This window comes from Bacillus sp. FAU18 (assembly GCF_056033885.1).
In genome coordinates this window covers 1,009,130-1,034,936 of the sequence record NZ_JBVYHZ010000004.1, presented here as the reverse complement: position 1 = coordinate 1,034,936, position 25,807 = coordinate 1,009,130, and the positions used below count along the sequence as shown (strand labels likewise).

34 protein-coding genes and 2 pseudogenes are annotated in these 25,807 nt (G+C 42.9%); 35 read left to right on the top strand and 1 reads right to left on the bottom strand.

Annotated features, from left to right (window positions below):
* Positions 1 to 7 precede the first annotated feature (7 nt).
* The 34 genes and pseudogenes from AC0OMU_RS16475 to AC0OMU_RS16310 all read left to right on the top strand — a co-directional run bounded on the left by AC0OMU_RS16475 (position 8) and on the right by AC0OMU_RS16310 (position 24,461).
* On the top strand, positions 8 to 487 hold the full coding sequence (locus AC0OMU_RS16475; RefSeq protein WP_474241328.1) for a hypothetical protein: 480 nt from the start codon (positions 8 to 10) through the stop codon (positions 485 to 487).
* Positions 426 to 971: a hypothetical protein gene (locus tag AC0OMU_RS16470; RefSeq protein WP_474241327.1), complete on the top strand. Its 546-nt coding sequence runs from the start codon at positions 426 to 428 to the stop codon at positions 969 to 971. Before AC0OMU_RS16475 ends, AC0OMU_RS16470 begins: the two co-directional genes overlap by 62 nt.
* Complete coding sequence (locus AC0OMU_RS16465; RefSeq protein ID WP_474241326.1) at positions 968 to 1,150, top strand: hypothetical protein; 183 nt, start codon at positions 968 to 970, stop codon at positions 1,148 to 1,150. Before AC0OMU_RS16470 ends, AC0OMU_RS16465 begins: the two co-directional genes overlap by 4 nt.
* Positions 1,147 to 1,347, top strand: a complete 201-nt coding sequence (locus tag AC0OMU_RS16460) for a hypothetical protein (protein ID WP_474241325.1) — start codon at positions 1,147 to 1,149, stop codon at positions 1,345 to 1,347. Before AC0OMU_RS16465 ends, AC0OMU_RS16460 begins: the two co-directional genes overlap by 4 nt.
* Entirely contained in the window at positions 1,344 to 1,553 is a 210-nt protein-coding gene (locus tag AC0OMU_RS16455) for an acetyltransferase (RefSeq protein WP_404506079.1), read from the top strand. The genes AC0OMU_RS16460 and AC0OMU_RS16455 overlap by 4 nt, the downstream gene beginning before the upstream one ends.
* A gap of 29 nt (positions 1,554 to 1,582) precedes the next feature.
* Positions 1,583 to 1,759 (top strand): hypothetical protein, encoded by a 177-nt coding sequence (locus tag AC0OMU_RS16450; RefSeq protein ID WP_474241324.1) that lies wholly within the window; start codon positions 1,583 to 1,585, stop codon positions 1,757 to 1,759.
* Between the two features lie 287 nt (positions 1,760 to 2,046).
* Positions 2,047 to 2,178 carry a hypothetical protein gene (locus AC0OMU_RS16445; protein WP_033884289.1) on the top strand — a complete coding sequence of 44 codons (132 nt, stop codon included), beginning with the start codon at positions 2,047 to 2,049 and terminating at the stop codon, positions 2,176 to 2,178.
* Positions 2,179 to 2,194: 16 nt separating this feature from the next.
* Positions 2,195 to 2,364, top strand: a pseudogene (locus AC0OMU_RS16440) (hypothetical protein).
* 36 nt (positions 2,365 to 2,400) lie between these two features.
* The gene (locus AC0OMU_RS16435) at positions 2,401 to 2,862 is read left to right on the top strand and encodes a hypothetical protein (protein WP_474241323.1); all 462 of its coding nucleotides are present in this window, start codon (positions 2,401 to 2,403) and stop codon (positions 2,860 to 2,862) included.
* A 175-nt stretch (positions 2,863 to 3,037) separates the two neighbouring features.
* The gene (locus tag AC0OMU_RS16430) at positions 3,038 to 3,391 is read left to right on the top strand and encodes a hypothetical protein (RefSeq protein WP_339176243.1); all 354 of its coding nucleotides are present in this window, start codon (positions 3,038 to 3,040) and stop codon (positions 3,389 to 3,391) included.
* Between the two features lie 165 nt (positions 3,392 to 3,556).
* Positions 3,557 to 4,312 (top strand): phage terminase small subunit, encoded by a 756-nt coding sequence (terS, locus tag AC0OMU_RS16425; RefSeq protein WP_474241322.1) that lies wholly within the window; start codon positions 3,557 to 3,559, stop codon positions 4,310 to 4,312.
* On the top strand, positions 4,302 to 5,513 hold the full coding sequence (locus tag AC0OMU_RS16420) for a PBSX family phage terminase large subunit (protein ID WP_162105665.1): 1,212 nt from the start codon (positions 4,302 to 4,304) through the stop codon (positions 5,511 to 5,513). The genes terS and AC0OMU_RS16420 overlap by 11 nt, the downstream gene beginning before the upstream one ends.
* A gap of 14 nt (positions 5,514 to 5,527) precedes the next feature.
* A complete protein-coding gene (locus tag AC0OMU_RS16415; RefSeq protein ID WP_474241321.1) occupies positions 5,528 to 6,979 on the top strand; it encodes a phage portal protein in 1,452 nt (483 codons plus the stop codon).
* Positions 6,966 to 7,889: a phage minor head protein gene (locus AC0OMU_RS16410; RefSeq protein WP_474241320.1), complete on the top strand. Its 924-nt coding sequence runs from the start codon at positions 6,966 to 6,968 to the stop codon at positions 7,887 to 7,889. Before AC0OMU_RS16415 ends, AC0OMU_RS16410 begins: the two co-directional genes overlap by 14 nt.
* 127 nt (positions 7,890 to 8,016) lie before the next feature.
* On the top strand, positions 8,017 to 8,682 hold the full coding sequence (locus AC0OMU_RS16405) for a phage scaffolding protein (RefSeq protein ID WP_474241319.1): 666 nt from the start codon (positions 8,017 to 8,019) through the stop codon (positions 8,680 to 8,682).
* Between the two features lie 13 nt (positions 8,683 to 8,695).
* Complete coding sequence (locus tag AC0OMU_RS16400) at positions 8,696 to 9,676, top strand: coat protein (RefSeq protein ID WP_474241318.1); 981 nt, start codon at positions 8,696 to 8,698, stop codon at positions 9,674 to 9,676.
* Positions 9,672 to 9,923 (top strand): annotated as a pseudogene (locus AC0OMU_RS16395) (fibronectin type III domain-containing protein); the annotation flags it as partial. The gene AC0OMU_RS16400 and the pseudogene AC0OMU_RS16395, both read left to right, overlap by 5 nt.
* Positions 9,924 to 9,936: 13 nt before the next feature.
* A complete protein-coding gene (locus AC0OMU_RS16390) occupies positions 9,937 to 10,152 on the top strand; it encodes a hypothetical protein (protein WP_033884273.1) in 216 nt (71 codons plus the stop codon).
* Positions 10,153 to 10,156: 4 nt separating this feature from the next.
* Positions 10,157 to 10,453 carry a phage head-tail connector protein gene (locus AC0OMU_RS16385; RefSeq protein ID WP_474241317.1) on the top strand — a complete coding sequence of 99 codons (297 nt, stop codon included), beginning with the start codon at positions 10,157 to 10,159 and terminating at the stop codon, positions 10,451 to 10,453.
* Positions 10,450 to 10,794, top strand: coding sequence for a phage head closure protein (locus tag AC0OMU_RS16380; RefSeq protein ID WP_474241316.1), 345 nt, complete (start codon positions 10,450 to 10,452; stop codon positions 10,792 to 10,794). Before AC0OMU_RS16385 ends, AC0OMU_RS16380 begins: the two co-directional genes overlap by 4 nt.
* Positions 10,781 to 11,197, top strand: coding sequence for an HK97 gp10 family phage protein (locus tag AC0OMU_RS16375; RefSeq protein ID WP_474241315.1), 417 nt, complete (start codon positions 10,781 to 10,783; stop codon positions 11,195 to 11,197). The genes AC0OMU_RS16380 and AC0OMU_RS16375 overlap by 14 nt, the downstream gene beginning before the upstream one ends.
* A gap of 18 nt (positions 11,198 to 11,215) precedes the next feature.
* Entirely contained in the window at positions 11,216 to 11,614 is a 399-nt protein-coding gene (locus AC0OMU_RS16370) for a DUF3168 domain-containing protein (RefSeq protein WP_063336245.1), read from the top strand.
* A gap of 13 nt (positions 11,615 to 11,627) precedes the next feature.
* Positions 11,628 to 12,152 (top strand): phage major tail protein, TP901-1 family, encoded by a 525-nt coding sequence (locus tag AC0OMU_RS16365; protein WP_063336246.1) that lies wholly within the window; start codon positions 11,628 to 11,630, stop codon positions 12,150 to 12,152.
* Positions 12,127 to 12,408: a fibronectin type III domain-containing protein gene (locus tag AC0OMU_RS16360; RefSeq protein ID WP_474241314.1), complete on the top strand. Its 282-nt coding sequence runs from the start codon at positions 12,127 to 12,129 to the stop codon at positions 12,406 to 12,408. The genes AC0OMU_RS16365 and AC0OMU_RS16360 overlap by 26 nt, the downstream gene beginning before the upstream one ends.
* The gene (locus tag AC0OMU_RS16355) at positions 12,398 to 12,667 is read left to right on the top strand and encodes a fibronectin type III domain-containing protein (protein WP_207194296.1); all 270 of its coding nucleotides are present in this window, start codon (positions 12,398 to 12,400) and stop codon (positions 12,665 to 12,667) included. The genes AC0OMU_RS16360 and AC0OMU_RS16355 overlap by 11 nt, the downstream gene beginning before the upstream one ends.
* 54 nt (positions 12,668 to 12,721) lie before the next feature.
* The gene (locus tag AC0OMU_RS16350) at positions 12,722 to 13,234 is read left to right on the top strand and encodes a tail assembly chaperone (RefSeq protein ID WP_202328371.1); all 513 of its coding nucleotides are present in this window, start codon (positions 12,722 to 12,724) and stop codon (positions 13,232 to 13,234) included.
* Positions 13,235 to 13,594: 360 nt separating this feature from the next.
* The gene (locus AC0OMU_RS16345; protein WP_474241313.1) at positions 13,595 to 18,310 is read left to right on the top strand and encodes a phage tail protein; all 4,716 of its coding nucleotides are present in this window, start codon (positions 13,595 to 13,597) and stop codon (positions 18,308 to 18,310) included.
* Positions 18,307 to 19,071 carry a distal tail protein Dit gene (locus tag AC0OMU_RS16340; RefSeq protein ID WP_474241312.1) on the top strand — a complete coding sequence of 255 codons (765 nt, stop codon included), beginning with the start codon at positions 18,307 to 18,309 and terminating at the stop codon, positions 19,069 to 19,071. Before AC0OMU_RS16345 ends, AC0OMU_RS16340 begins: the two co-directional genes overlap by 4 nt.
* 12 nt (positions 19,072 to 19,083) lie before the next feature.
* On the top strand, positions 19,084 to 22,341 hold the full coding sequence (locus tag AC0OMU_RS16335; protein ID WP_474241311.1) for a phage tail spike protein: 3,258 nt from the start codon (positions 19,084 to 19,086) through the stop codon (positions 22,339 to 22,341).
* 17 nt (positions 22,342 to 22,358) lie between these two features.
* Entirely contained in the window at positions 22,359 to 22,664 is a 306-nt protein-coding gene (locus tag AC0OMU_RS16330; protein WP_474241310.1) for a hypothetical protein, read from the top strand.
* Between the two features lie 14 nt (positions 22,665 to 22,678).
* On the top strand, positions 22,679 to 22,849 hold the full coding sequence (locus tag AC0OMU_RS16325) for an XkdX family protein (RefSeq protein WP_095045973.1): 171 nt from the start codon (positions 22,679 to 22,681) through the stop codon (positions 22,847 to 22,849).
* 12 nt (positions 22,850 to 22,861) lie between these two features.
* Positions 22,862 to 23,119, top strand: a complete 258-nt coding sequence (locus tag AC0OMU_RS16320) for a hypothetical protein (RefSeq protein WP_474241309.1) — start codon at positions 22,862 to 22,864, stop codon at positions 23,117 to 23,119.
* Between the two features lie 52 nt (positions 23,120 to 23,171).
* Positions 23,172 to 23,594, top strand: coding sequence for a phage holin family protein (locus AC0OMU_RS16315; RefSeq protein ID WP_103803604.1), 423 nt, complete (start codon positions 23,172 to 23,174; stop codon positions 23,592 to 23,594).
* Between the two features lie 45 nt (positions 23,595 to 23,639).
* Entirely contained in the window at positions 23,640 to 24,461 is an 822-nt protein-coding gene (locus tag AC0OMU_RS16310) for a peptidoglycan recognition protein family protein (protein WP_474241308.1), read from the top strand.
* 251 nt (positions 24,462 to 24,712) lie between these two features.
* On the opposite strand, the gene AC0OMU_RS16305 is transcribed toward AC0OMU_RS16310, so the two are convergent.
* A complete protein-coding gene (locus tag AC0OMU_RS16305) occupies positions 24,713 to 25,225 on the bottom strand; it encodes a hypothetical protein (protein ID WP_308154023.1) in 513 nt (170 codons plus the stop codon).
* A 332-nt stretch (positions 25,226 to 25,557) separates the two neighbouring features.
* On the opposite strand from AC0OMU_RS16305, the gene AC0OMU_RS16300 reads away from it, so the two are divergent.
* The gene (locus AC0OMU_RS16300; protein ID WP_015715414.1) at positions 25,558 to 25,701 is read left to right on the top strand and encodes a hypothetical protein; all 144 of its coding nucleotides are present in this window, start codon (positions 25,558 to 25,560) and stop codon (positions 25,699 to 25,701) included.
* The last annotated feature ends 106 nt before the right edge of the window (positions 25,702 to 25,807 follow it).

Below are 25,807 nucleotides of genomic sequence, written 5' to 3'. Positions count from 1 at the left end.
GATATAAATGGGATTAGATATTACGGCGTATAAAAATTTGAAGGTTGTTGAAAATCCTGAGTTGGACGAATACGGCGACATTAAAAATTGGAGAACAGAGTGGACACCGGGTGAAAGTATGAAATGGTCGGAAGAGCACTTTCCCGGTCGTGGCGAAGGTGTTGATCCAGACAAATTTTATACATCGGAAGAGAGCTTTAGCTTCCGCGCAGGGAGTTACAGCGGGTATGGTTGGTGGCGTCGCAAATTAGAAGAATTCAAGGGAGACACCACATTTCAGGAGTTAATCAATTTTGCAGATAATGAGGGCACTATAGGACCTGTCGTTTCTAAAAAGCTGGCAAAAGACTTCAACGAACACGCCGATGCGGCTCGTGAATACGCCAGAACATTAGGTGATGCAGGGGAAGTGTGGCTCTACTTGTATGATGATTGGAAAAAAGCTTTTGAAATGGCATCTGAAAACGGAGCAGTTAATTTTCATTAAAAAACGCCGTCAATCATCAGCGGCAGCAGGAGGGGTATTGATGAACCACACCGACAACCCGATCATTTCAGCCGTCATCAGCAAACTAAACGCACAACAGGAAAAGGGGCTTGCCAAGTACGGCCAGCCCGTCCACGTTAATGCCTATGACCTCCACGGCTGGTTGCAACATGCACTTGAAGAAACTCTTGATCATGCAGTCTATCTGGAAGCAGCTATTCAAACACTGGTCCACACAAGCGAAAAGGTTGAAATCTCGGAGGCACAGGAACGGGCGATATGTGAAGGAATAAAGTGTTATGAGGCACAGGGATTAAAACGTGGGGAACGATTATATAATCTATTCGTTTTTGAACATTGTCGTGTGAAACGCGGCGACACCGAACCATGGGAGGGGATATTTCAATCCCTGAACGATATGAGTTCTATAGACTTTAGAAATGCTATTTTTGATGGATATGTCGTGAAGGAGGGCGCGGAGTGAAACAGATCAATAGAATGATCATTATTTTTCTGACGCCGATGATATTCACTATGGCGGGCGCTTTGCTAAGTCATCATTACGGAAATGGATATATCAAAACAGGGTTCGTAACGTCGGGTGGTTTCATTAGCGGCTACCTCGTTAATAAATGGATAGTTAAGAAGGAGGGCGCGGAGTGAAAAAGTGGATGGCGAAAGACGGAAATTACACGTACACCATAAAAGAAAGTGTGTTCGGTGGTGTTGATTTAAACATAGATCATCTTGGCGACGAAATGCGTTTATGGTTCCAAACTTATAAAAGCGCACGCAACTATTTACGGCGTGAGGAACATTTCACAGGCAGAATGAAATTGGTTGAGGAGGGTGCGGAGTGATTAAAATTACAGTAATCAGTAAAAAGACTGGAAAAGTTAAAAGGGGAACCTACAGCGCACGGGAGTTACTGCAAAGGGATGAAGAGGACATTGTCGACCAACTCACGAAATGCGATTGCCAGCCAGTGGGGGAAACAAACGTAGTGGAATGCAATTGCTGTGAAGAGTGGGAAGAATACGACTTGTATTTCAGTGATGGATATTAAGGAGGGTTCGGAGTGATGGAGAGCAACCTATGATTCTCAGAATATTTTTTCTGCTGACGGGATGCGGATTCTGGACATATTTCCAACACGATTACAGGCCGGACATGAAAGCGAACCTTGCTTTGATCGGGGCAATCATTTCATTCACGGCTGCGGCTTACTTTAAAGATATTGATAAGTATATAGAGAAGAGGGAAGACAAATGATAATAGCTTTAAAAATAGTTCTCTTGCTGGTTATGGTTATCTCTCTTATGGGAGCTATAGGCGAGGATAAGGATTCGCAGTTGCGGAATCACTTAACCGCAATATGTATCACATCTATTATTGGCACCATTGCTACATACGTGCTGCTTTAACTGAATAAGTCCAAGACGGAAAGCCTGCGGACACTGAACTTACAGCATTATCGCTGTTTGTTTGGTGTCCGTTTTTTATTTTGCAACTATCTGGATATCTATTGCGATTACTAACGGTGAAAGGAGTGATGAGACATGAAACAGTCCAAAAAGAAACCATCACAGAAGCAACAGGAGCGCTCAGATCGTTTCTGGCAATCAATGATGAACACTAACATGCAAACACTCAGACGCGGCAAAGGCGGCGCTTATAAACGCAGAAAGTAAAAGGGGAGTTTCAGGGATGAAGTACGGATTCGCGTATAAAAACGGAAAGCTTGTAAATATCTTTTGCGGCAAAGAAGAGCTCTATAACGAGTTGAAAGCTTTCTTGGTCAAAACCTTCAGTATCAACGTGAAAGAGGTATCAAGGCCACAATATATTGCAGAGCAAAAAGCAAACAACTGGAATGACACTTACTCTATTTAACTATCAGGAGGGAAAGCACTATGACAGATCAAATGATTGCATGGGAGATTGAGGAATGGATTCGCGATTATAAATTCATGCTGCGGGAGATCAAAAGGCTCAACCGTGTGTTGAACAAAGTAGACTTTATTAGCGCGAAGCTCACTGCAACATACGGGGATGAAGCGGGCATGCCAAGGGGATCAGCAGGAGTCAGTCAGGCAGAACTACGGCAGATGGACCGAAGAGAAAGACGGCTCCATAAATATGAATCTATTGTGCATTACCTGGACAACGCCATGGAACACATCGAAGAAGAAAAGCACCGTATCGTTTATGATTGCATGATGGAAGGCATGAGCTACACTGCTATTGCAAACCACCTTGATTGCTCCCGGGATACCATCAGAAAGATCAAAACAGCCATAATCGGCAACATCGTCAATAAAGTCAAAGAAGCCAACTTTCTGCAATATTTGAGATCGTTTAAATCGGCGGTGTAAAATGGAAGGCAGGATCGGCGCGGCGGATTATTCCTGCGTCACCACTAATTTCATATAGTGATCTAAGAGCTCTATGCCCTTATTGGGTGTAGGGCTTTCGTTCGACAAATTTCGTAAATTGTTCCTTTGTTCCCCTGTTTTCGCCTATAATTTGGTAGGCGAGGGGGTGATAAAAGTGAGTTCAAATATAAAATGCCAACTGCTTACTCCAGTGGATCCACATGTTCGAGCTATTTTTATAGTTGATGAACATATAAAATTTGAGTTGAGACTTGCATTCAAAGCAATTTTAGACGTTGGTTGTGGCTTAGGCGGCATAGATTCATTTAATCAATTGTTTGATGCAGAGCAGAAAGAAAAAACAGTTGTCTATCAGTGGATATCTAAAACTGGTGAACAACTATTAGAGAAAGTAAAAGAGCCTGAAATAGTTATTATTAATGAAACAAATGTGTCTAATGGAGATCTAACTACTCCTTTGGAAGGACTTCTAAGAGAACCCTTGGATATAAACAATATACCTAGGTAAAACAAACGCTTTCCTTTTGGAAGGCGTTTTTATATTCTCTGTAAACTGCTTCCGGTAAGACTCAGGATAGACAATTGGCGGTTAACGGCTTGAGCACGGTGGTGGTTTAGAGGGAATATCTTTTCCAAAACAACACGAATCAGAAGGGGGCGGCGGTGAATGTAGATGGCCGAAAAGCACATTCAGGCGTATAAGGATTACGTCAAAGGCATGAAATACAAGGACCTTGCCGAGAAATACGGGGTGTCAGTGAACACCATTAAATCGTGGAAGCAGCGGCATGGTTGGGAAAGGAAAAAGGGTGCACCCTCTGAAAAAAGTGTGCACACAAAAAAAGGCGGTCAACCTGGCAACAAAAATGCAGTCGGGAACAACGGCGGCGCACCACAGAGGAATCAAAATGCTGTTACTCACGGCTTTTTCTCTAAATTCTTGCCAGAAGAAACGCTTGAAATCATGGAAGAGATTCAGGAGCGTTCGCCTGCTGATATGATATGGGATCAAATACAGATTCAATATGCAGCCATTATCCGGGCGCAGCGCATCATGTTCGTGCAGGATAAGGATGATCTTGCAAAAGAACTGAAAAAGGCGAAATACGTTTATCGACCTGAAGAGGATGAAGACGGAAACGAGTATTTTGAAAAGTCCATTGCTGAAGAAGAGCTTGAAATACAATTTGCTTGGGATCGTCATGCTACATTCCTGAATGCCCAATCTCGGGCAATGGGAGAGCTCAGGAGCTTGATAAAGCAATTTGATCAGCTGGCCCATGAACAAGATGAACGGCGCCTTAAATTGGAGCAAATGCGCTTGAATATCGAGAAGGCCAAGAAAGATATTAACGGCGATAACGGAAACTCTAAAGAAAATGAAGTTGCTGCCATGCTGCGGAAGATGGTGAAACCTCATGGAACTTAACTCAAAGCAGCAAGAAGTGTGGAATAGCTTTATTGAAGAACAGCCGAAAATCTTAATATGCAGCGGGGCGAAAAGGGCAGGGAAAACATTCGTGCTCCTTTTGACGTTCCTTGGGCACATCAGCAAATATCAAAACATGGGGCTTTCTTTTATCATTGGCGGGGCAACTCAGGCTTCTATAAAGCGGAATATCCTAAATGATTTAGAGCTGATCCTGGGCAAAGAATTACGGCTTGATAAAGCGAATGCCGTTGAGATATTCGGTAACCGTGTATATTGTTTCGATGGTGCAAACGCAGACTCATGGAAAAAGGCGCGGGGCTTCACATCAGCTGGTGCATTCTTAAACGAAGCGACGGCCCTGCATGATTCATTCGTGAAGGAAGTCATTTCACGTTGCTCCTATAAAGGCGCAATGGTCATGATGGATACAAACCCAGAAAACCCGATGCACACTGTCAAAACGGACTATATTGACAAAGACGGGCAGCGGCTGAAAAATGGCCGACTGAATATCCGGTCTTTTCACTTCTCATTGTTTGATAACAACTTTCTTGATCCTGAGTATGTGGAAAGTATTGTTGCCTCAACACCGAGCGGCATGTTTACAGACCGGGACATTTACGGCTACTGGGTTGCGCCAGAGGGTGTAATATACAAGGATTTCAACAAAGACAAACATTATATCAGTTCAGACCAGTTAAAAGAGAAACAGGGCAGGTTTACAAAATACTTCGCTGGTGTTGACTGGGGATATGAGCACCCGGGTTCTATTGTCGTAATCGGACAAGATGACCAAGGGTGTTTTTATTTGCTCGAAGAACATTCTAAGCAACACGAAGAGATTGACTACTGGGTGAAGGTAGCGAAGGACATCAAAGAGCGATATGGCAACATTAATTTCTATTGTGATACGGCTCGGCCTGAACACGTTCAGCGGTTCCGAAGAGAAAAACTCCGGGCTCAAAATGCTGATAAAGCTGTTGTATCCGGTATAGAGAAAGTGGCGCAGCTATTCAAGAAAGATCAGCTTTACGTTGTTGAGGATAAAGTTGATCGGTTCAAAAAAGAGATTTTTATGTATGTCTGGAATCAGAAGACAGGCGAGCCGGTTAAGGAATGGGATGATGTTCTGGACTCTGTCCGTTATGCGATATATACGAATAGCAAACCATCTGGAGTAAGAGTAATGACGAGATAAAGGAGGTTTAAGCGATGTATCCAATAACACCAACACACACAGAAGAACTGCTGAAAATCATCGAAGACAGCGCAGAGACTTCAGACACTTTGCCTGATACCTCTGCAATATTACGGATGATTGATAAACATGAGTATGAGCGGGATAAGATGCTTGAAGGCGTAGCTTATTACATGAATCAGGCTGATATTAAAAAGAAGCTGCGGTACTACTATGAGGGCGGTATTCGCAAGGTAGATACTGACAAGCCAAATAACCGCATATCTCACAATTGGCACAAACTCCTCGTTCAGCAGAAAACACAGTATTTAGTCGGGAAGCCGATCACTTTTAATGCTGAGGATGAAAACTTTTTGAAGCTGGTAAATGACTTCGTAAACGAAGAGTTTGATGATGTGTTGAATCAACTGCTAAAGAACGCCAGCAACAAAGGACGAGAGTGGCTACATCCATTCGTAGATGAAGAGGGGAAATTCGATTTTATTCGTATTCCGGCTGAGGAAGTATGCCCGGTATACGACACGACTAAAAAAAGGAACCTTCTTTATGCTATCCGTTATTACGACATAAAGACAATTGACGATGAATTTATCAGGAAAGTTGAGCTTTATACTGATCAGCAAATTTTTTATTACATTATGCATGACGGAGAACTTGTTCTTGATTTTGAGTACAAACGAAATCCGGAGAGTCATTTTTATTTAGGGGAAACAGGATACGGCTGGGGAAGGGTCCCTTTGATCGAGTTTAAAAACAACGACGAGGGAGTCAGCGACCTTGTCTTTTATAAAGACTTGATAGATCAGTACAACAACACTATTTCAAACAACGCAAACACCTTTGATGAAATGCAGGATGTTATTTACGAATTGAAAAACTTCGGTGGTCAGGACTTAGGAGAGTTTATGACCAACTTGAAACACTATAAAGCAGTTGAAGTCGGAGAAGAAGGCGGCCTTGAACTTAAGACTGTCGATGTGCCGATTGATAGTGCGAACACCCACCTTGATCGATTGGAAGAAAACATTTACCGATTCGGTCAGGGTGTAAATAACAATCCGGATAAAGTTGGGAATTCTCCTACAAACGTCGCGATTAAAAATCTATATTCATTACTTGATCTAAAGGCGAATGAAGCTGAACGGAAATTCCGGCCAGCACTGCACGCCTTTTTTTGGTTTTTCACAGAATACCTAAAAATGACTGGTCAAGGTGAATACGATCCCACTCTTTTGCAAATGACATTCAATCGCTCACGTATGACAAACGAGCTTGAAGAGGTGCAAATGGGTAGTCAGAGCACTGATATAAGCAAAGAAACACGATTGGCGCACCATCCTTGGGTTGATGATGTAGAAGCTGAGCTGAAGAGGATAAAAGATGAGGAAGAGGAGTACCGGAACAACATGCCGCCGTTGACAGATATCCCAACGGATACGGACGGTGACGAAGATGAACCAGAATGATATTGATAAGTACCTGGATGACATGATCACCGAGGACGCGAAAAAGATTGATGTCGTTTTTGCTCAACGACTGAAAGAGATCAATCAACAAATCGCGGCTCTTTATGCGAAATACAGCAGAGACGGTCAGTTATCCATGGCTGATATGAATAAATATAACCGGTTTAAAAAAGAAATGGAGCGCATGACTGAGGAATCCAGTAAGGCATTCAAAACCATCCTCACAATCGTTGAGGCTTTGGCTGCTAAACAATTCCTTGAAAATTACATGCGTTCTGCCTATTTGTACGAGATGGAAGCTGCGGTTGATTTAGGGTTCAGCATCCCTACAGTCGAAGTAATCAAACAGGCCATATTAAATCCTATAGCTGAATTGACTCTCGCAGCCTTGTATAAGCGCCACAGGGATGACTATGTTCGGCAAATACAGATTTCAATTTCTCAAGGCATTCAAGCTGGAGAAGATTACTCCAAGATTGCCCGGCGTATTGAAAGAACCACCGAATTTGCTCGCAGAAAGGCTCGTGACGTGGCGAGAACAGAGACTCATAGGGTACAAGTCTCGGCGAGGATGAAAAGCGCTGAGCAGGCTTCTAAAAAGAGCAAACTCGAAAAGATGTGGAATGCAACACTTGATCTGAAGACTCGTTCCGGCCACAGAAAGCTCGACGGTAAGACAGTTGAACGGAATGGCCTATTCAAATCAATATACGGCGGTATCGGACTGGCTCCGGGACACATGAATAATGCCAAGGATGATATTAACTGCCGTTGTACTATTGCTTTCAAAGTAAACGGTATTCTGCCGGATACAAGAAGGGCCCGTAAACGCGGCAATGGGGCTGGCGAAACTATCCCATACCAGACGTATGAAGAGTGGTACAAATCCATTGAGGAAAAGCGTAAATAAATTACTACCGTCCTGAGCATGACGTCATAAAAGGCTCATTTGCTCATTCTAAAGGCTTGGAGCCAAACTAAGCGCAAATCCTGTGCGTGAGGTGGACACGCAAAAAAACATTAAAGGAGAGATTATAGTGAGTTTAAAAGAATTGCTTGGTGATGATCTGTATGCTCAGGTCATGGATAAAGTCGGAGATCAAAAGATTGATATTGTTAGTAACGGACAATGGTTTCCGAAAGAACGTTTTGACGCTGTAAACAGCGAAAAGAAGGATTTGAAAGCGCAGCTGGATGAGCGCGATCAACAATTATCTACTTTGCAGAAGCAGGCAAAAGGCAATGAAGAGCTTCAGGCAGCGATTGAACAATTGCAAGAAGACAACAAAAAAACTGCTGAGGAGTATCAGCAAAAATTAGATCAGCAGGCTTTTGATTTTGCTGTTGAATCAGCATTGCGTGATGCGAAGTCAAAAAACATCAAGGCTGTTAAAGCCAATTTAAGCCTCGACAGTTTGAAGTTAGCTGACGGTAAGGTCATTGGTCTGGAAGAGCAGTTGAACGCTCTCAAAGAAAGCGACAGTTACCTTTTTGAGGAGAGTGAGGAACAACCGCCAAAGCTTGCAGGAAGACAACCTCATAGTTCTCAAGGAGCAGGGGCTGTGTCTCCGGCTGGGAATAACCCTTTCAGTAAAGAACATATGAACTTGACTGAACAAGGCCAAATTCTAAGAAGTAACCCAGAACAAGCAAAACAATTAATTATCCAAGCAGGCGGAAATCCTGCAAACTACGGATTATAAAGGAGAATGTTAAATGACAGTAACTAGAGTTCAGGATGTTATCATCCCGGAAATTTTTAACCAATACACAATGAACAATACTGTTGAACAAACAGCGGTATATCGAAGTGGAATTATTCAGTCTGTACCGGGCTTAATTGTTCCAAGTGGTGGTGATACAGTCAATATGCCTTTTTGGAACGATCTTGAAGGAGATCCAGAGGCGATTCAATCAAACTTTGCATTGACTCCAGAAAAAATCACATCAGGGAAAGACGTTGCTCGGGTATTCGAATATGGTAAGGCTTGGAGCGCAGAAGATTTAGCGGGAGAGCTTGCAGGATCAGATCCAATGAGAGCAATTGGGGATCGCGTCAATTACTATTGGGAAAGACAGTTTCAAAAAATGATCTTCCTTATGTTGGATGGTGTCTTTGGTAGCAACATCACTAATAATGATGGCGATCTTGTATTAGATATTTCGAGCGGTGACGGGAAAAAGTACACAACTTACCTATTTGCTGGAGGTGCCGTTGGTTATGCCCCAGGTATGCCGAAAACACCAACCGAAACAGATCGAAACTCACTAAAAGGTGAGGACATTTTGATCAATCGTAAGAAGTTCATTATGCATCCTCGTGGTTTCAAATGGACCGAAGCTGATGTTGCTGCCGAAATGCCTACATTCAAAGAATTGGCAAGCGCAAAGAACTATGAACGTGTTTATGACAAAAAGAAAGTCCGAATTGTGAAGATCATTTCCAATGAAGGACCAGAAGCAGCAGCTAATTCAAAATTAAGCGGTGAAGTGATTCTTGATGCAGCTCAATTACTCGGGGATGCTAAAGGGAAATTCACTTCAATTGCAATGCATTCAGTAACGCATACAAATTTACAGAAACAAAACTTGATTGAGTTCATTCCTAACAACAGGGCTGATGTAGGTTTTGGAACATACCTTCAAAAGTCCATTATTGTTGATGATTCACTTCCTGTTGTAACACCAGCGCCCTAATGCGCCCCAAAACCTACGGTACACAAGTACAACTGATTCTATAACGGTTGAATGGAATCCCGTAGCTGGGGCTACTTCATACAACATCTATAGAGGGTCAAATAAAACGTTCGATAAGAGCGTAACCCAACCGATTTACACAACAACCGGAATGAGTCCTGATACTCAACTTACAATCAATGTGACGGCTGTCAATAATAGCGGGGAATCTGCAATGTCTGAGATTGTTACCCGTACACAGGCGTAAAGGAGAGTTTCTAATGGGAGCGACTACATTTTGGCTTCTTGAACAGGAGTTGAAAGCTAGAAAAGCAGTTCAACAAACTGCCGAATCAACTGACAAACAAGAAGGCCAAGAAAGTATTGATTTTGAAACACTATCTGATGATCAATTGAAAGAGATTGCAAAAGATCGGGGCATACCCGGCTATTTCAACATGAAGCGCGATACACTGCTAACCAAACTGAAAGGGTGATCCGATGGACATCCAACAAGTAAAACGAATGATAGGGATAACCACTGATAAGCATGACGCATATTTATCAGAGATTGTTCCTATTTTAATTGAGGTTGCCGCAGACAAATGTAAAAGTACCTTTGATCCAAAAGCGCTGCCCGCCGGCGTGAAAATATTTGTTGCAAAAGCGACTGAATACAATATGACGCCGTCTGGTCTGTCTGGGAGAAGTATGGGGGATGTGTCATATTCGTATAATACGGAATTCCCGCAACACATCATGAAGAATCTGTATTCATACAGAAAGGCATACCGATGATCTATGAAGAATTCCCCCACGAAATCACGTTTCAGCGGATGGGTAAGGTGCCGGACGGCGGCGGTGGTTATAAAGAAGGTTACATCGATTACATCACAACAGAAGCTTTAGTCAGTGGCGTCAGTTCTCGGGAATATTATCAGGCTCAGCAGTTGCAAAACCCGGTTGAATGCAACGTGTATTTCCCTTATCGGACTGATATCGAGAAGACAAAGAGGATCATTTATGAAAACAAAATCCTCATTCTCAAATCAGAGCCAATTGATCAAGGTGGCATGCATGAAGTCTTGAATCTGAAATGCCAGGTATCGGGGGTGCTAGAGTCTGATGGCGAGAGTTAGCGGCAGATGGGTCAGGCAAATGCGTCGAGCTACTGAAGAGTTCAGGAATAATGTGATTGAAGAAGCCAAACGGATTATAACTGACACGGCTGAGCTGATTTATAGCAACGCCGTTTTAAATGCTCCAACAGCCATGATCGACGGCGGGAACTTGAAAAATTCAATAGAAATCGATTATCGTGACGGCGGCTTAACAGCCGTTATTTCTGTTGGTGCTGATTATGCAATATATGTCGAATACGGTACCGGAATTTATGCGGAGGACGGGGGCGGCCGGCAGACTCCTTGGGTCTATTATGACACCAAGCTTAACCAATGGGTTATGACGCGGGGGATGCGGGCCCAGCCGTTCTGGAATCCGTCTATTGAGGAAGGTATGCGGTACTTCGCCAGTCAAATGTGATAGAAAGGGGCTGTCATTATGCGGTCAGCCATGTGGCCGTTGCAGACGGCTATATTTCAAAGGCTATCAACTGATGAAGACTTGAATGCACGCGTCACTGGTGTGCTTGATGCAGTCTCAAAAGATCAGCAAAAGCCATATGTAACAACGGGCGATGATGACGTTTCGCCATTTGAAACAAAAACGTCTAAAGGTGAGACCATCAATGTTGTTCTCCATTGCTGGAGCGACTACAACGGCAAAAAAGAAGCGATGCAGATCCTTGATTTGATGCTGCAAGCAATAACGAGAGAGCCCCTAGAAATAGAGGGCTTTTCTTTATGCCGTTCTGAGATGCGTGGCATGCAGGTGATCACTGACATTGACGGATACACCAGACACGGCATTCTCAGGATGCGATACACAATAAACAATTGAGAGGATGAACAAAATGTCAGATTTATTGAATGGTATTGATGAGGTTTACTTTGTTCAACCGATGAATGCTACTTCAAATGAAGGCCTGTTTATTGCTTTCCAAACAGAAGGCAGTCATACAAAAGAGCAAGATACAAAAGATGAATCAACAAAGTCTGGTCGAATTGTTGGTTACGGTCCTAAATCAGAGAATTTTGAACTGACTTATTATGCTGCTACCAATGATCCTGGGCAATCTGCAATCGAAGATGCCTATGATAATGAAGAGACACTCCAGGTGTGGAAAGTAAACCTGAATAAGAACGCAAACCAAAAGCATGATTCTGAATATGGCCATGCAATCATTGAAAGCTTAGAGAAAAGTGCACCACAAGATGGATTTATTGAGGTATCAACAACTATGCCTGTTCTCGGTAAGACTCGTAAAGGAGAACTTGACCCACTGCCTCAAGAATTAATTGATTTGATCAGATCATCTGCGGGTGCTAAAAAGTTCATGCAGTTTGGCGAGAATGCCAAAACAACGACTACACCCTAATGCGCCCCAAAATCTAACGTTCACGGCTACTACTGACAGCGTGACCGTGAAGTGGGATGCGGTAGATGGGGCAACGTCATATAAAGTGTACCGAGGAGCCAACAAGCAGCTTGATGTTACTGTCACAGGCACATCCCACACACTGACAGGCATTGCGGCAGATACCCAGCTGACGGTCAACGTCTCAGCAGTTAATGACGCTGGGGAATCACCGATGACCGAGATCATCACGAGAACTCAAGCGACTGCGCCCTGATATACCCCGTAATATAACCACAACAAGTGTCACTTCTAATCAAGTGGGATTCAAGTGGGACGCGGTGAAAGGGGCGACCTCGTACAACATTTACAGATACTATGCAAAGATAGCAACTGTCACGACAAACTCATATCTCTCCAATCCGATTCTAAAACCTGACAGTTCATACATTTTCAATGTATCCGCGGTAAATGCCGCCGGGGAATCGGCTTGGTCAGAGAAATTCACGATTCGCACAAATAAAGAAGAAGCATAGGAGCCCGGCTGTTGCCAGGGCTCTTTTTAATACAAAATTTTGGAGGTTTTATATATGGCTCACTTAACAATTGACGGAAAAGATTATGCTGCACGCTGTGATTTCGCATTCGATAGAACAGCAAACGAGAAATATGCGAAAGAAGATAAAAACGGTGACAAATCAGGCGGTACATTAACGATTTACAACAGCTTACTGAACGATGATGCTGTTTACCTTTCTGCATTTTGGGATTGCGCACTTGCTCACTTGAAAAAAGGCAAGCCGTCTGTTGAGCAGATTGAGGATGCAATCGCCAAGATCATCGAAGAAGATGAAACTGGAAACGCCGTTGATGAGATGGTGAAAGAAGCTTTTAACACACTGGATTCTGCGGGTTTTTTCAAAGGAAAGATCCGTCAGCAATGGAAGATGATGAGCAAGCTGGCGAAACCGAAGAAGGCCAGCCCGAACGAGACTCCGGAAATGGAAGCGAAGCGTCTGGAGGAAGACGAAATGAACAAGGACATGCTGGAGACAATGGAGGAAGCGTACAAAGAGAAGACGGGATCGACTATCTCCAAGTAATTGAAAATGCGGCACGTTGGATGGGTGTCTATGACAACGATGTCATTATGTCATGGACTCCAAACGAGTATAAACGAAAGCTAAAAGCAGCCAAGCTGCGTGAAATTGACGAGATAGAGTTGTTGGCAAGGAATGCAATGTTTCATCGTTATGCATTAAACGAAAAGAGACCAAAAGAGTCAAAGATGTTTGACGCTAGAAAAGCGCGCAGAGAGCTTGAGCGCTCTCTGACAAGCGAGGAAAACAAATGGCGTGAATCAGACATAAACAAGCTCGGTCCAAGAGCCAAAGGCGTGCAGATGTTAAATGACGCTGTGCGGTCTTATTTCGGAAAACAATCCAAAGAAAAGGGGTGAGGGCATGATCGAGAGGCTTACTGCTGTTGTAGAAGCTCAGACGCAGAGATTCAACAGAAGCATGGATCGGGTCAACGACATGATGCGGCGTATGGCTGATACCCATACTGTTGAAGTGGAAGCTGAGATTGCAAGTTTCCAAGCACGAGTCAGACAAGCAGAGCAGCAGATCGACAACTTTATTCATCGGCATCAGAGAACCCGAGTCGATTTAGACGCAGACTCTGACGACGTACAACGGGCAGTATCGGCGGCGCGAACAGAACTTGCATCATTACCCAACCGGGTTACAACCAACATTAACGGGAATACTTCGGATTTAACTCGCGCGGTCGCTACTGCACAAACTGAGACGAGATCCTTACCTAACAGAGTGTGGATCTTTATTGAGGCCCGTACTGATCGATTCGAAAACTCTATGAATCGTCTGGCTAAAATCACTAACTCCGTTTCTACTGTAATAGGCCATTCACTTGCAGGGGCATTTACATCTGCATTGCCTGCGATTTCTCCGGTTCTTGCCAGCATTACTGGCGCTATAGGCTCACTGGGCCCGATGCTTGGTGTGGCAGCTGGTGGCGTTATGGGACTCGGAAGTGCTTTTGCAGTAGCAGGAACAGGGGCGGCTTCATTCGGGGCGCTGGCGGTTTCTTCATTAAGCGGTGTATTTAAAGCATCTGAGGACTTGAAAAAGCTTCAAGAAAAATTGGATGAAACCACTGACGCCAAGGAACGCGCAAAAATCATGGAGAAGATCAAGGTCATCCAGCAGTCTCTTGGAAAAGAAGAGAAGAAGGCCCTTGATACGTTAGAAGATTTTAAAGCGAATTGGCAGAGCATCGCTCAATCTATGCAGAAACCAATTTTAAAAACGTTCACGAGCTCGCTGACGACGTTTAAGGGCGTACTGAATAGTTTAAGACCTATGTTCAAAAGCGTGGCAAATGGCGGCGTTACATTAGCAAAAAGCATGAATGCGGCGTTTAAAGACACCGACATGCGGCGCTTTATAGATTACATGAATAAAAATGCAGGCCAAGCTTTCGTTACGTTTGGGAAAATAGCCGGCAACGTCCTCAGAACAGTTATGAATCTGATTGTTGCTTTTGGACCTCTTGGAAACGACATGTCGGCCAGTTTGGAAAAAGCCACAGCTTCATGGGTGAAATGGTCAGCGAATTTAGGTTCATCTGAGAAGTTCCAAACGTTTATTGAATATGTCAAAACGAACGGTCCTAAATTGCTGCAGATCATCGGAAACTTATCAGGCGGCCTAACTAAGTTGTTTACCGGTTTTGCCCCGATGTCTCAGGACATGATGACATCCCTTGTCAACATGACTCAGAGGTTTAATGAATGGGCCGGCAGCGTCACGAAAACGAAGGAATTTCAGTCGTTTATTGACTACATCAAAACGAACGGTCCGACTGTTTGGAGTACGATTGGTGAAATCGCCAAAACAATCATCAATTTGCTTGTTGGTATGGCGCCATTAGGGCAATCCATCTTACAAACGGTAAATGGCTTTTTAAAATTCACAAATGCAGCAATGCAAGCTAACCCTGCTATCGGACAATTCATTGCCGTGGGCATTTCATTGCTGGGTGCATTAAGAGCGATAGTTCCTGCGATTGCTGCAGTTAGTGCAGTCACAAACGGGTTAAAAGACTTTGTTACCGCAGCTAAGTGGGTAAGAACGTTTGTCACTGGTACCGAAGGATTTACACTTGCTCGAATGGTATCACAGCTAAAAACCGGAATAATTTGGGTCGGTAAATTTATTGCGAAATATACGGTCATGGCTGCTCAAGCCACAGCAAATGCAGTTAAAATGGCAGCGTCATGGACTGCTATGCAAATAGGCACGTTGGTTTCTCTTCTGAAATCAGGTTTAGTTCAAATGGGTCTGTGGATCAAGAATATGACTGTTATGGCGGCACAGTCAATTGCGCAAGCAACACGAACGGCAACTGCATGGACAATCATGAAAATAAGCTCTTTTGTAACTTCCCTTAGAGCTGGGATAGTGCAGATGGGACTTTGGATCAAACAGATGGTTGTCATGGCTGCTCAGTCTGTGGCACAAGCGGCACGTATGGCGGCGGCGTGGACGGCAGCGCAAATCAGTTCATTTGCATCTATGTTGGCAGCTGGAATCAAACAGATGATTGCTTTCGGAGCGCGTTTGGTTGTTTTAGCGGCTCAGGCGGCTGCAAACGCGGCGAGAATGGCGGCATCTTGGGTCATTGCTATGGGTCCTATTGGATGGATCACCGCGGCTGTAGTGGGTCTGGTTGTCCTCATCATTGCGAACTGGGATAAGATCAAAGCTTATACAATCAAAGTCTGGGGCGTTGTTTCTAAGTGGCTTTCATCTGCTTGGACAGGGATTAAGAATGCGGCTTCGAAAGTATGGTCGGCTCTTGTCACGCTAATAAAGGCAAATTTCGAGTTGCAAAAAAAGATTATCATGACGGTTTGGAATGCCGTTAAATCATTCGCCTCAAAAGTCTGGAACGCGATTAAAAACGCAGTTACTAAAGTCTGGAACGGTTTGAAAAGCGCAGCATCTGCAGCGTTTCTCTATATGAAAAACCAGATTGCAAACAGAATTCTGGCTACTAGAGAAAAGATACTCAGTGTATGGAATGCCATAAAGAGCAAAGTGTCTTCGATATGGAATGCGTTGAAGTCTGCAGCGTCCGCTGCCTTTTTGTACATGAAGAACCAAATAGCAAACCGGATTTTGGCGACACGTGAAAAAATCCTTAGCATTTGGAATGCAATCAAAAGTAAAGTTCAATCCATCTGGAACGGGATAAAATCAGCGGCGTCAAATGCGTTCCTTTACATGAAAAATCAGATCGCAAATCGCATAATTGCCACCCGAGAAAAGATAGTGAGTATCTGGAATAGCGTGATGAAGTTTTTCAAAGGAATCAATCTGAAAACCATTGGCCGTAACATTATCCAAGGTCTGATAAATGGTATCAGTGGTATGGCGGGGGCATTAGCCAGCAAAATTAAATCAATGGCAAATGCGATCCCTAACGGCATGAAAAAACTTCTAGGAATTCACTCGCCATCAAGGGTTATGCGCGATCAAGTTGGTTATCACGTCGGCACCGGTATGGCAGCCGGTATTGATAAGTCACAGGCCAAAGTAAAAGCGGCTGCGGCGAGAGCGGCTAAAGCGGCTCAAAAAGCTGCTGAAGTGAAAGTGACCAACAAAATTAAAAACGCTGAAGTAAAATATGACACCAAAAAAATGGGCGCTGACACTTATATCAAGACGTTGCAGAAAATCCAGAAGCAAAACAAGCTGACAAGCGAACAAAGCCGGAAAATCCAGCGTGAAATCTATCAAGCTGCTAAAAATGCTTCTGACAAACAGAAAAAGCTTTTGAAAGAGCAGCAACGCAAGCAAGCTAAGGCAAAGCTTGCATACACCAAAAAGGTGTCTGATCAGATTAAACGAGCTGAGGCCAAGTACGATACAGGGAAAATCAGCGGCAACACATACGTAAAGACTCTCCAAAAGATCAGCAAGAAGAACAAACTGACTTCTGATCAGCAAATCAAGGTACAGCGTGAGATTTATCAAACTCAAAAAGCAATGGCTGATAAGGTCAGGAAGCAAAAAGAGAATGAGAGAAAAGCGGCAGATAAAATCAACAAAGGTATTCTCTCAGCCAATAACACATATCTGTCCAAATTCAAAAGCATTAACGACAAACTAACCTCAGACATAAAAGCGGCAAACGACGCCTATAAGAAGGAGCTTCAAGACCGAACAAATGCGATTTACAACGCAATCGGTCTATTTGACGATGTTTCAAGTGAGAAGGTTAACGGTTCAAAGCTGACATCAAACCTTAAAAATCAGCTGGCAAAATTAAAGCAATTTGACAGCGATATCGCAAGCATCGCAGGCAGGGCACCAAAAGCATTCGCTGATGAACTGAAAGAAATGGGAGTCGGTTCAGCAGATCAGATCAATGCAATTGCCCGCATGACTTCGTCTGAATTAGATGAGTACGTCAGTCTTTGGACAGAGAAGCATAAACTGGCAAGCACGCAGGCGGCTCAGGAATTGACTGGCCTGAAGAATGAGACTGCCAAGAAAATTAATGAGCTTCGATCAGCTGCCAATAAAGAACTGAGCCTCCTGAAGAGCGACTACATGAGAAAAATTGGCGAGCTTACTGTCAATGTGAAGCAGCTAGGCTCACTGAAAAACAGCGGGAAAGCAATCGGTTATAACACGATGGCCGGCATTATTTCCGGAATGAGAAATATGAAGGGTGAGCTTGCGAAGGAAGCCAACACTATTGCCTCTACAATCGAGAAGACAATCAAGAAAAAGCTGAAGATCCATTCACCTTCCCGATTAATGAGAGACCAAGTTGGCGTAATGGTGCCAGCGGGAATCGCAGTTGGTATCCAGAACGGCATCGGAACGGTTCAGCGGGCGATGACTGCTGTCAGCGATGCCATGTATATCGAGCAGAAAGATATGAATCTTGCTTACGATACATCCATATCTAGAAGCGACCTGGGCACTGTCAGAAAAGAACTGAGTGCAGATGTCAAAAACCTTGAGTTACCTGAAAGAACTATCATTGTTGAAATGGACAGCAAGAAAGTCGGACAGGGCGTTGAGAAGCCTGTGACAGACGCACAAAGAAGATCAAATGCAAGGAGGGTGAGGTTTAATTGATCAACTATCAGGAGATTTTGCCCAATCAGTGGAAAATCACATTCAATGGGATTGATATTTCACCCTTCTTTTATGTTAAATCAACCACTGGGCGGGGAATAATGAGCCGAGAGGTAAACACGTCCTCAAAAGGAAACCGTCCAGGTGGTTTCCTTCGTGGCACTAGAATACCGATTAGAACAATAACGATAGATGTTCTTTTTGCTTTCAGCAGTGAAGAGGAATTAAAGAAAAAACAAGAAGAACTGAATTATATTCTGCATGAAAAGGAGCCGAAGCCACTTATCTTCCATGATGAGCCTGACAGAACCTATTACGCAATTTTTGAGAGTGTATCAGAAGGCGAAGAGCAGGACGGCTTTCAACAGGCTACATTGACATTCATGTGCCTTGATCCTAAAAAATATGGAGCGTCTGCGGAATCAGAACTGAATGCTGGGGTGCAGATCTTCACGAACCCAGGATATGCGGAAATTGAACCAAAAATCGAATGTGTTTTTAAAGAGGCGGCCACTTCATATGAGGTGGCTCTTTTAAATGGTGATGGATCTGTCTCTAAGACAATAAAAGTCGTGTACAACTTCATCGCTGGCGACACCCTCATTATTGATTCAGCAAAGAGAAAAGTGACATGTAGCGGCAAATTAATCATGACTGCTCTACAAATACAATCCGAGTGGTTCACACTGCCACCAAAAGTACCAACTCAATTGAAGTTAAGCCACGCAAGCCGCATCAAATTCGATGAGACTTATTTGTAAGGAGGTCCGTTAATGGCTGACATGTATATTCTTTCACCAGATGATCAAGTCCTGACAGTGCTGTCCAGCGACGGACAAGAAGCGTGCAGATTTTGGGATGCCAAATACAAAGAAGAGCTGAATAAAGGCTCTTCTTTTTCTTTTGTAGCAGATGCTTCCCATCCTGATGCGCGCTATTTGTTTGAAGAGAATCAGGTTGTTTTTAGAGATAAAGACGGCATTCTCCGATTGTTTGTGATCAAGGAGCTTGACGATACAGACGAAAACTCAGAGGTTAATACACTCGTGACATGTGAAGCTGCCATGATGGAGCTGGCAGAAACCTTTGTGAAAGACTTCCGGCCAACTGACAAAACAGCACAATTTGTTTTAGACAACGTGCTTGCGCGTTCTCGGTGGGTGGCAGAGGTAAGCGCTGAACTCGGTACAAACTCCACTACGTTTTATAAGAAAACAGCTCTAGAATGTATTGCTGAAGTGATAAACATCTGGGGCGGCGAGCTTCAAGATTCTATCGAGTTTGACGGAAACAAGATCACAAAGAGATTTATCAAGATATTGCCACGACGAGGAAAAGACAGCGGGAAACGCTTCGAGATAGATAAAGATACAGAGAATATCAAAAGGACAGTCATCAGCTACCCATTGACAGCTCTTTGGGGATATGGAGCCTCTATTGCCTCAACAGATGAGGACGGGGAAGAGACGGGCGGTTATTCGAGGTTTATTGACTTCTCGGAAGTAGAGTGGAAGAAATCAAAAGGTGATCCTGTTGATAAACCACTGGGTCAGGAATGGGTTGGCGATCCGGATCTATTAAAAAGGCTGGGACGCCTTAAAAACGGTGAATTGATCCACAGAGAAGGACAATACAACAATGAAGATATCACTGATCCAGCGGAGCTTTTAAAAGCCACATACAACCACCTCATTACGACAGCATCAAAAACCGAGGTGAATTATGAGCTTTCAGTTCAGTTGCTTCATAATGTACCTGGTTATGAGCATGAGCATGTTGAGCTGGGCGATACGACAATTGCCATAGACCGAAACTTTGCTATTCCAATAGAAACGTCGCAGCGCATCATTTCCATGGAATATGACATCACAGACCCGGACAATACCTGTGTAGTGGAAATAGGGCAGTTTTTATCAGTGCTCCAAGGTGATGATCGGATTAATCAGATAGAGAATATACTAGATAAAAATCGAGGTACTTGGGAGAGGAAGCCAGACGTTGGTGAAGTCACTGATGGCAGTTTCCCAGATAAAAAGCCACCAGTACCTAAATCTGTTGAAGTAAAGTCGATGTTTCAAAATATCACCTTAACGTGGGACTATGATCCATCTAGTTATATTGCTGCCTATGAAATTTATGCTTCTCAGATTAAAGGGTTTACACCTCTGACAGAAAACAGGATTTTTCGAGGGAAAACAAGCGGATATGAGCATTTTACAGGTGTGAATGAAGTTTGGTATTACCGTCTTCGAGCAATCAATACAAGAGGCACAGCAAGCGATTTTACAGCCGAATTCTCGGCCACTACTAAGCGAATACTGACCAATGATATTGTTTTCGGTGCAGTTACAGCCGAAAAGCTGGCTAACTTGGCAGTTACAGCTGATAAGATAGCCAGGGATTTTGACGAAGGTAATATATTCCCAGGGTCTTTGTTGAAAGCGAACCAATTCTACGCCTATAGTGATTCTGCTCTCAGGGTTGAAGAAAAAACATTCAATGAAATGACCGTTTCACAAGTAATAAACGGCGATAATACGGTTTTCGGAGTAGCCGGTTACAGAGGTTCACCGAATAATATACAACGGATGTCTTTAGTTGAGGGACAAGTATATACGCTATCTTTCGAAATTAAACGTAATAACACGACTAATATAAACTTTATACATTTGAAAAAGTACACCGAATTCACCTTAATAAGTGGCAGTGATTTGAATGATATTTCAAGTTTTCCACCTGATGAATTCGTGAGGGTAAATATCAAATTCACAGCACCAGCAACCGGATCTGATTACACTATCGGGATCGGCGGACGAAATACAAACGGAAATACAGAACCATGCAGCTTTGTTTTCCGTAAGATTCAAGTAAGAAAGGGCGAAGAAATCAAGGAATACGGTTACAGCCCTTATGACGTCATGCTCACTGATGGCGCTATATATGGGGAATATATTCAATCGGCAGCTATTGGCACAACACACATACAAAAAGCGGCCATAACGAGCGCACAAATCGCAGAAGCGGCGATTGGCTCCGTAGCAATTCAAAATGGAGCCATTAAAAACGCCCATTTAGGCACAGCAATTATTGACACGACAAACATCAAAGATGCCGCAATCACAAATGCCAAAATAAAAGACCTGTCAGCGGATAAGATCAATGTCGGAACGCTCAAAGGTATTACGATTGAAGGGGTTGTGATCCGTGGTTCTCGTTTTGAAACAACGGGTTCTTCTTCTCTGAAATCGTACATTGAGGCCAATGTTATCAGCCAATATAGAAAATTCAACTACAATGATTACGAAGAATTGACTATTACATCTGGAAGTATAGTTCAAGAATACGGATCGTTAGATAACAGCGACAATAAAGAAATGGAGAAAAAAGCCGAAATTTCGAGGGGGGCTGTTAAACTTTCTAACGGCCCTGACGGTGCGAGTGTAAGAATGGAAATATCCGCCAAAGAAAACAGGGAATCTACTAGCGGGTATGATGGGGCATACATTGAAATTTATCGAGATGATGTTAAAAGGTTATCTATATTGTACGATACCCTCACGGTATCAGACCCTTACGAAACATTTAGAATTTTAGGTGAAGAGGTCGATTGGAGATGGTCGGCCAGAAGCTTGTATATGAGCGGTGAGCAAAACATTGAATTCTACGCTAACGGAAAAGCGAGCATTTATTCGAAAAATAAAGGGTGGAACAGGATATCTTTAACGCCTTTTTTCACACATACTGGTGGCCAGTGGGGGTATGCAGATTGGAGATATAATGAGTATGGGTTTGTTGAACTTCGAGGAGAAGTAAAAGGAACTACCTACACAGGTGATCTTGAAATCGGGAAAATCCCTACACCAGACAAAAACGGCGCATGGATTTGCTCTAATGGCCGAAGTGGTTTGCGTGTGCAAGTGACTGGGGCAGATAAAATGGCCTATGATTCAGGCGGCTCATTAGCTGTCCGGGGTTTTCAGGCGGGCGCGATAAACCTAAACGGAATCATGTATATGCCTAAACCTAAATAACGAGGGGAAAATGAAAAATGGAAGAATCAAGATTAATAAAATATGAGGTTGATGAGAACGGTTATATAATCAAAGGATACGAACCAGACGCAAAAGATATTCCTGATGGCGTTGTAGATGCATGGGAAGGATCAGGCTTTTTTAAACCAAGGTACGATAGAGAACAAGGGCAATGGGTTGAAGGTGCTACCCAGGAGGAAATTGACGAGATTTTAAAAGGAACAAACCCGATTAATGAACCTGTTTCAGAAGTCGAGCAGATGAAAGAGCAAATTTTAAATTTGCAAAGAGTGTGTAATGTTTTGATGGCTAATCAGCCTTAATAGGAGGGTATTCAATGGAAAACCGGAGCGCATTTTACAACTTTTTTGAGGATTGTTGGAAAAATGGAACTGTACTAACCATTGAGCTAAAAACACACGTTCAAAAAGAACGCATTACACAAGCTGAATTTGACGAAATAACGGCCCTTGAGCGCGGAAACGCTTATCCTGATAAAACAGAATAGGAGAACGCTAATATGGAGGAAAAACAATCAAATAATATGGAGTTACAAGAAAAAGTTGAGTTATTTGAATTGAAAGCAGCAACTTATCAGCAAAAATGGCTTAAAGCTGAAGATACATTAATGACATATAGTTACATGGCCAGTAAGGACAAAGAGCTTTTAAAGAAACAAGAAGATGAAATCCAGCAACTAAAGGAACATATTGAGAAGTTAGAAAAGAACCTGAACAACTTGAAAGGTCCAGTAAAACTAAATCATCAGAAAAATTAAGCGGCGGAGAAGCGGCTTTTTTATTTTGCCTCTAAGGAGGTGATCAAACGAAATGGAGGAAACGACTGTGTTTATCAATTTTGAAACGTTGGATTTAGCAAGGATCTATCTGTTTGGAGGTGTGAAATATCTCGATTTGTTACTGGTTCTCAGCATTATTGACGTCATAACAGGCGTAATCAAGGCATGGAAATTTAAGAAGCTGCGGAGCCGGAGCGCTTGGTTCGGTTATGTCCGGAAGATGCTCAGCTTTTTGGTGGTTATTGTGGCAAACATTATTGATACAATTCTCAATCTGAACGGCGTCCTGACATTTGGAACCGTTCTTTTTTATATCGCCAATGAGGGGCTTTCCATTACGGAGAACCTGGCGCAAATCGGCGTTAAGATTCCGGCTGCGATTACGGACCGACTTCATGTAATTGAAGAAGAAAACGAACAAACAACAAAAAAAGATGAACAAGCTGCTGGGTAATCCAGCGGCTCTTTTTATTTCAAAAACAGAATAGGAGCGATTTTTATGACAATTGCAGTGAAAAAGAACCTTGTATCAGAAGCAAAATACGCTTTAAAATGCCCGAATTACTTGGACGCTGAATACATTACCATCCACAATACAGCGAATGATGCATCAGCTGCTAACGAGGTCAGCTACATGACCGGAAACACCAGTTCAACGAGTTTCCACTTTGCAGTTGATGACAAAGAGGTTATTCAAGGACTGCCTTTAAATCGCAATGCATGGCATACAGGAGACGGCACAAACGGCCCCGGTAACCGTAAGTCTATCGGCGTTGAAATCTGCTACAGCAAGTCAGGAGGCGCCAATTACTACGCTGCTGAAAAGTTGGCTATCAAGTTTGTGGCGCAGCTGCTTAAAGAACGTGGCTGGGGTATTGATCGTGTGCGAAAGCATCAAGATTGGAGTGGAAAGTATTGCCCGCATCGTATCTTGTCAGAAGGGCGCTGGGATGAAGTCAAAGCGGCGATTGATGCTGAATTAAAAGCGCTTGGCGGCAAAACATCAAGTAAGAAAACAACTTCGTCCAAGGCAGTGAAAAAACCAAGCTCAAGTAAAAAGAAATCATCTTTCTATCTGCCTTCAGGCATATTTAAAGTGAAAAGCCCATTGATGCACAGCGATGCCGTTAAGCAGATCCAAACAGCCCTGTCTGCATTGCATTTCTATCCGGATAAGAAAGCCAAAAACTTTGGTATCGATAGCTATTATGGACCGAAAACAGCGGATGCCGTCAGACGGTTCCAGCTAATGAATGGATTAAAAGCTGATGGCATTTATGGACCAAAAACGAAGGCGAAACTGGAAGCGTTATTGAAGTAAAAAAGAAAATCCCTTCCTTCTAGGAGGGGATTTTTTAACTATTGCTTTTCGAGCGTAAGAGGAATCTTCCTGCCAACTCAACCAGAATATAAACGACAAAGAAAATGATAATCCAACTGATAAAATCAGCCCAGATGTTGTTCAAGTTTAACATACCAGCCTTATCTAACCCTGATTGAATTAGCATTGACACCAATGTCGCAATGAAGACATATACAAACCATGCTTTCAATATTGATCACTCCTAGATGTTATCCGATAAATTTACATACATACTTTGTAACGTCGTTATAATCCTTATATCTTTTACAGAACTCATATCCACCCATATCTAATAGTTTTTTACCTAACCAAGCTAAGCCAGCACCAGCAAGAACTTTCACAGCCCACCAAATAATAGGAGCAATTGTAGGGCTATTTTTCATTTCTTTTATTGCGCTTACTTGTTGATCATATGTTTCTTTAGCTTGATCAGGTGACAACGATTCTAAATAATTTTTCATTTGGACAGCATCAGCCAATTTGATTCCGGATGCAATAGCTTTTTCAACATCGAAACTGTACTTACTTGTCTCTTTGTCAAATGTAGACGCTTCATAAAAAGCTAATGCCAACTGTTCAGCTGCTTTTTTATCTTGATAGTCATTATTTGCCTGTGCAGCTTGAGCTTGTGGAGTGCCAAAGATAGATGCAAAACCCAAAGCTAAAACCAACCCCAAAACAATCGCAAACTTAGTCTTAAAACTTCCGATTACACTATTCATTTTTGGTTCTCCTTCCCTTTAAATTTGAAGCAATTAGAGTCTAACATTTCATAACATAATTTTCCATAGTTATAATAAAGTTGGTAGTAAGGTATCATGAACATAAAGTGAAAGGACTTCTAAAGTTGTGTTCTTATGAACTCAAAATTGACATATTGACTATTGGGAAATTGCTGGGGTCTATAAAAAGCCCTATTACCTGAGTAGGGCTTTAATTAACCCTTATTTCCATTTCTTATCCTCAAAAAACAAAGAAAGGAAATTTTTTGTCATATCTATTGACTATCGTAAACAGGTATTGTATAATTAAAGTATAGAAAGGAGGTGCTGAAGTGGACGAGGTAAGAAACTGGATTCTTGCTATCGCTGGCATCGTGACCATCATAAAACACATCTACGACATATGGCAGAAGGAAAGCGAAAAGCATAGCAAGAAAAAGAAAAAGCGCTCCCGCCGGACAAGCAAGAAGCGCTGATACTAGTGAGACAAGGGGAGAAATCCCCTTGCTCATACATTATATCACGTCCACGATATTATGAAAAAATATTTTAAGCAGTACAGCACAGCAGATTTTGCCGTTT

Bases quoted from the DNA above. Each gene is read 5' to 3' on its own strand.
- AC0OMU_RS16475 (WP_474241328.1), top strand. From the start codon at position 8: ATGGGATTAGATATTACGGCGTATAAAAATTTGAAGGTTGTTGAAAAT.
- AC0OMU_RS16470 (WP_474241327.1), top strand. From the start codon at position 426: ATGATGATTGGAAAAAAGCTTTTGAAATGGCATCTGAAAACGGAGCAG.
- AC0OMU_RS16450 (WP_474241324.1), top strand. From the start codon at position 1,583: ATGATTCTCAGAATATTTTTTCTGCTGACGGGATGCGGATTCTGGACA.
- AC0OMU_RS16445 (WP_033884289.1), top strand. From the start codon at position 2,047: ATGAAACAGTCCAAAAAGAAACCATCACAGAAGCAACAGGAGCGCTCA.
- AC0OMU_RS16435 (WP_474241323.1), top strand. From the start codon at position 2,401: ATGACAGATCAAATGATTGCATGGGAGATTGAGGAATGGATTCGCGAT.
- terS (WP_474241322.1), top strand. From the start codon at position 3,557: ATGGCCGAAAAGCACATTCAGGCGTATAAGGATTACGTCAAAGGCATG.
- AC0OMU_RS16420 (WP_162105665.1), top strand. From the start codon at position 4,302: ATGGAACTTAACTCAAAGCAGCAAGAAGTGTGGAATAGCTTTATTGAA.
- AC0OMU_RS16415 (WP_474241321.1), top strand. From the start codon at position 5,528: ATGTATCCAATAACACCAACACACACAGAAGAACTGCTGAAAATCATC.
- AC0OMU_RS16410 (WP_474241320.1), top strand. From the start codon at position 6,966: ATGAACCAGAATGATATTGATAAGTACCTGGATGACATGATCACCGAG.
- AC0OMU_RS16400 (WP_474241318.1), top strand. From the start codon at position 8,696: ATGACAGTAACTAGAGTTCAGGATGTTATCATCCCGGAAATTTTTAAC.
- AC0OMU_RS16390 (WP_033884273.1), top strand. From the start codon at position 9,937: ATGGGAGCGACTACATTTTGGCTTCTTGAACAGGAGTTGAAAGCTAGA.
- AC0OMU_RS16385 (WP_474241317.1), top strand. From the start codon at position 10,157: ATGGACATCCAACAAGTAAAACGAATGATAGGGATAACCACTGATAAG.
- AC0OMU_RS16380 (WP_474241316.1), top strand. From the start codon at position 10,450: ATGATCTATGAAGAATTCCCCCACGAAATCACGTTTCAGCGGATGGGT.
- AC0OMU_RS16375 (WP_474241315.1), top strand. From the start codon at position 10,781: ATGGCGAGAGTTAGCGGCAGATGGGTCAGGCAAATGCGTCGAGCTACT.
- AC0OMU_RS16370 (WP_063336245.1), top strand. From the start codon at position 11,216: ATGCGGTCAGCCATGTGGCCGTTGCAGACGGCTATATTTCAAAGGCTA.
- AC0OMU_RS16365 (WP_063336246.1), top strand. From the start codon at position 11,628: ATGTCAGATTTATTGAATGGTATTGATGAGGTTTACTTTGTTCAACCG.
- AC0OMU_RS16360 (WP_474241314.1), top strand. From the start codon at position 12,127: ATGCCAAAACAACGACTACACCCTAATGCGCCCCAAAATCTAACGTTC.
- AC0OMU_RS16350 (WP_202328371.1), top strand. From the start codon at position 12,722: ATGGCTCACTTAACAATTGACGGAAAAGATTATGCTGCACGCTGTGAT.
- AC0OMU_RS16345 (WP_474241313.1), top strand. From the start codon at position 13,595: ATGATCGAGAGGCTTACTGCTGTTGTAGAAGCTCAGACGCAGAGATTC.
- AC0OMU_RS16335 (WP_474241311.1), top strand. From the start codon at position 19,084: ATGGCTGACATGTATATTCTTTCACCAGATGATCAAGTCCTGACAGTG.
- AC0OMU_RS16330 (WP_474241310.1), top strand. From the start codon at position 22,359: ATGGAAGAATCAAGATTAATAAAATATGAGGTTGATGAGAACGGTTAT.
- AC0OMU_RS16325 (WP_095045973.1), top strand. From the start codon at position 22,679: ATGGAAAACCGGAGCGCATTTTACAACTTTTTTGAGGATTGTTGGAAA.
- AC0OMU_RS16320 (WP_474241309.1), top strand. From the start codon at position 22,862: ATGGAGGAAAAACAATCAAATAATATGGAGTTACAAGAAAAAGTTGAG.
- AC0OMU_RS16315 (WP_103803604.1), top strand. From the start codon at position 23,172: ATGGAGGAAACGACTGTGTTTATCAATTTTGAAACGTTGGATTTAGCA.
- AC0OMU_RS16310 (WP_474241308.1), top strand. From the start codon at position 23,640: ATGACAATTGCAGTGAAAAAGAACCTTGTATCAGAAGCAAAATACGCT.
- AC0OMU_RS16305 (WP_308154023.1), bottom strand. From the start codon at position 25,225: ATGAATAGTGTAATCGGAAGTTTTAAGACTAAGTTTGCGATTGTTTTG.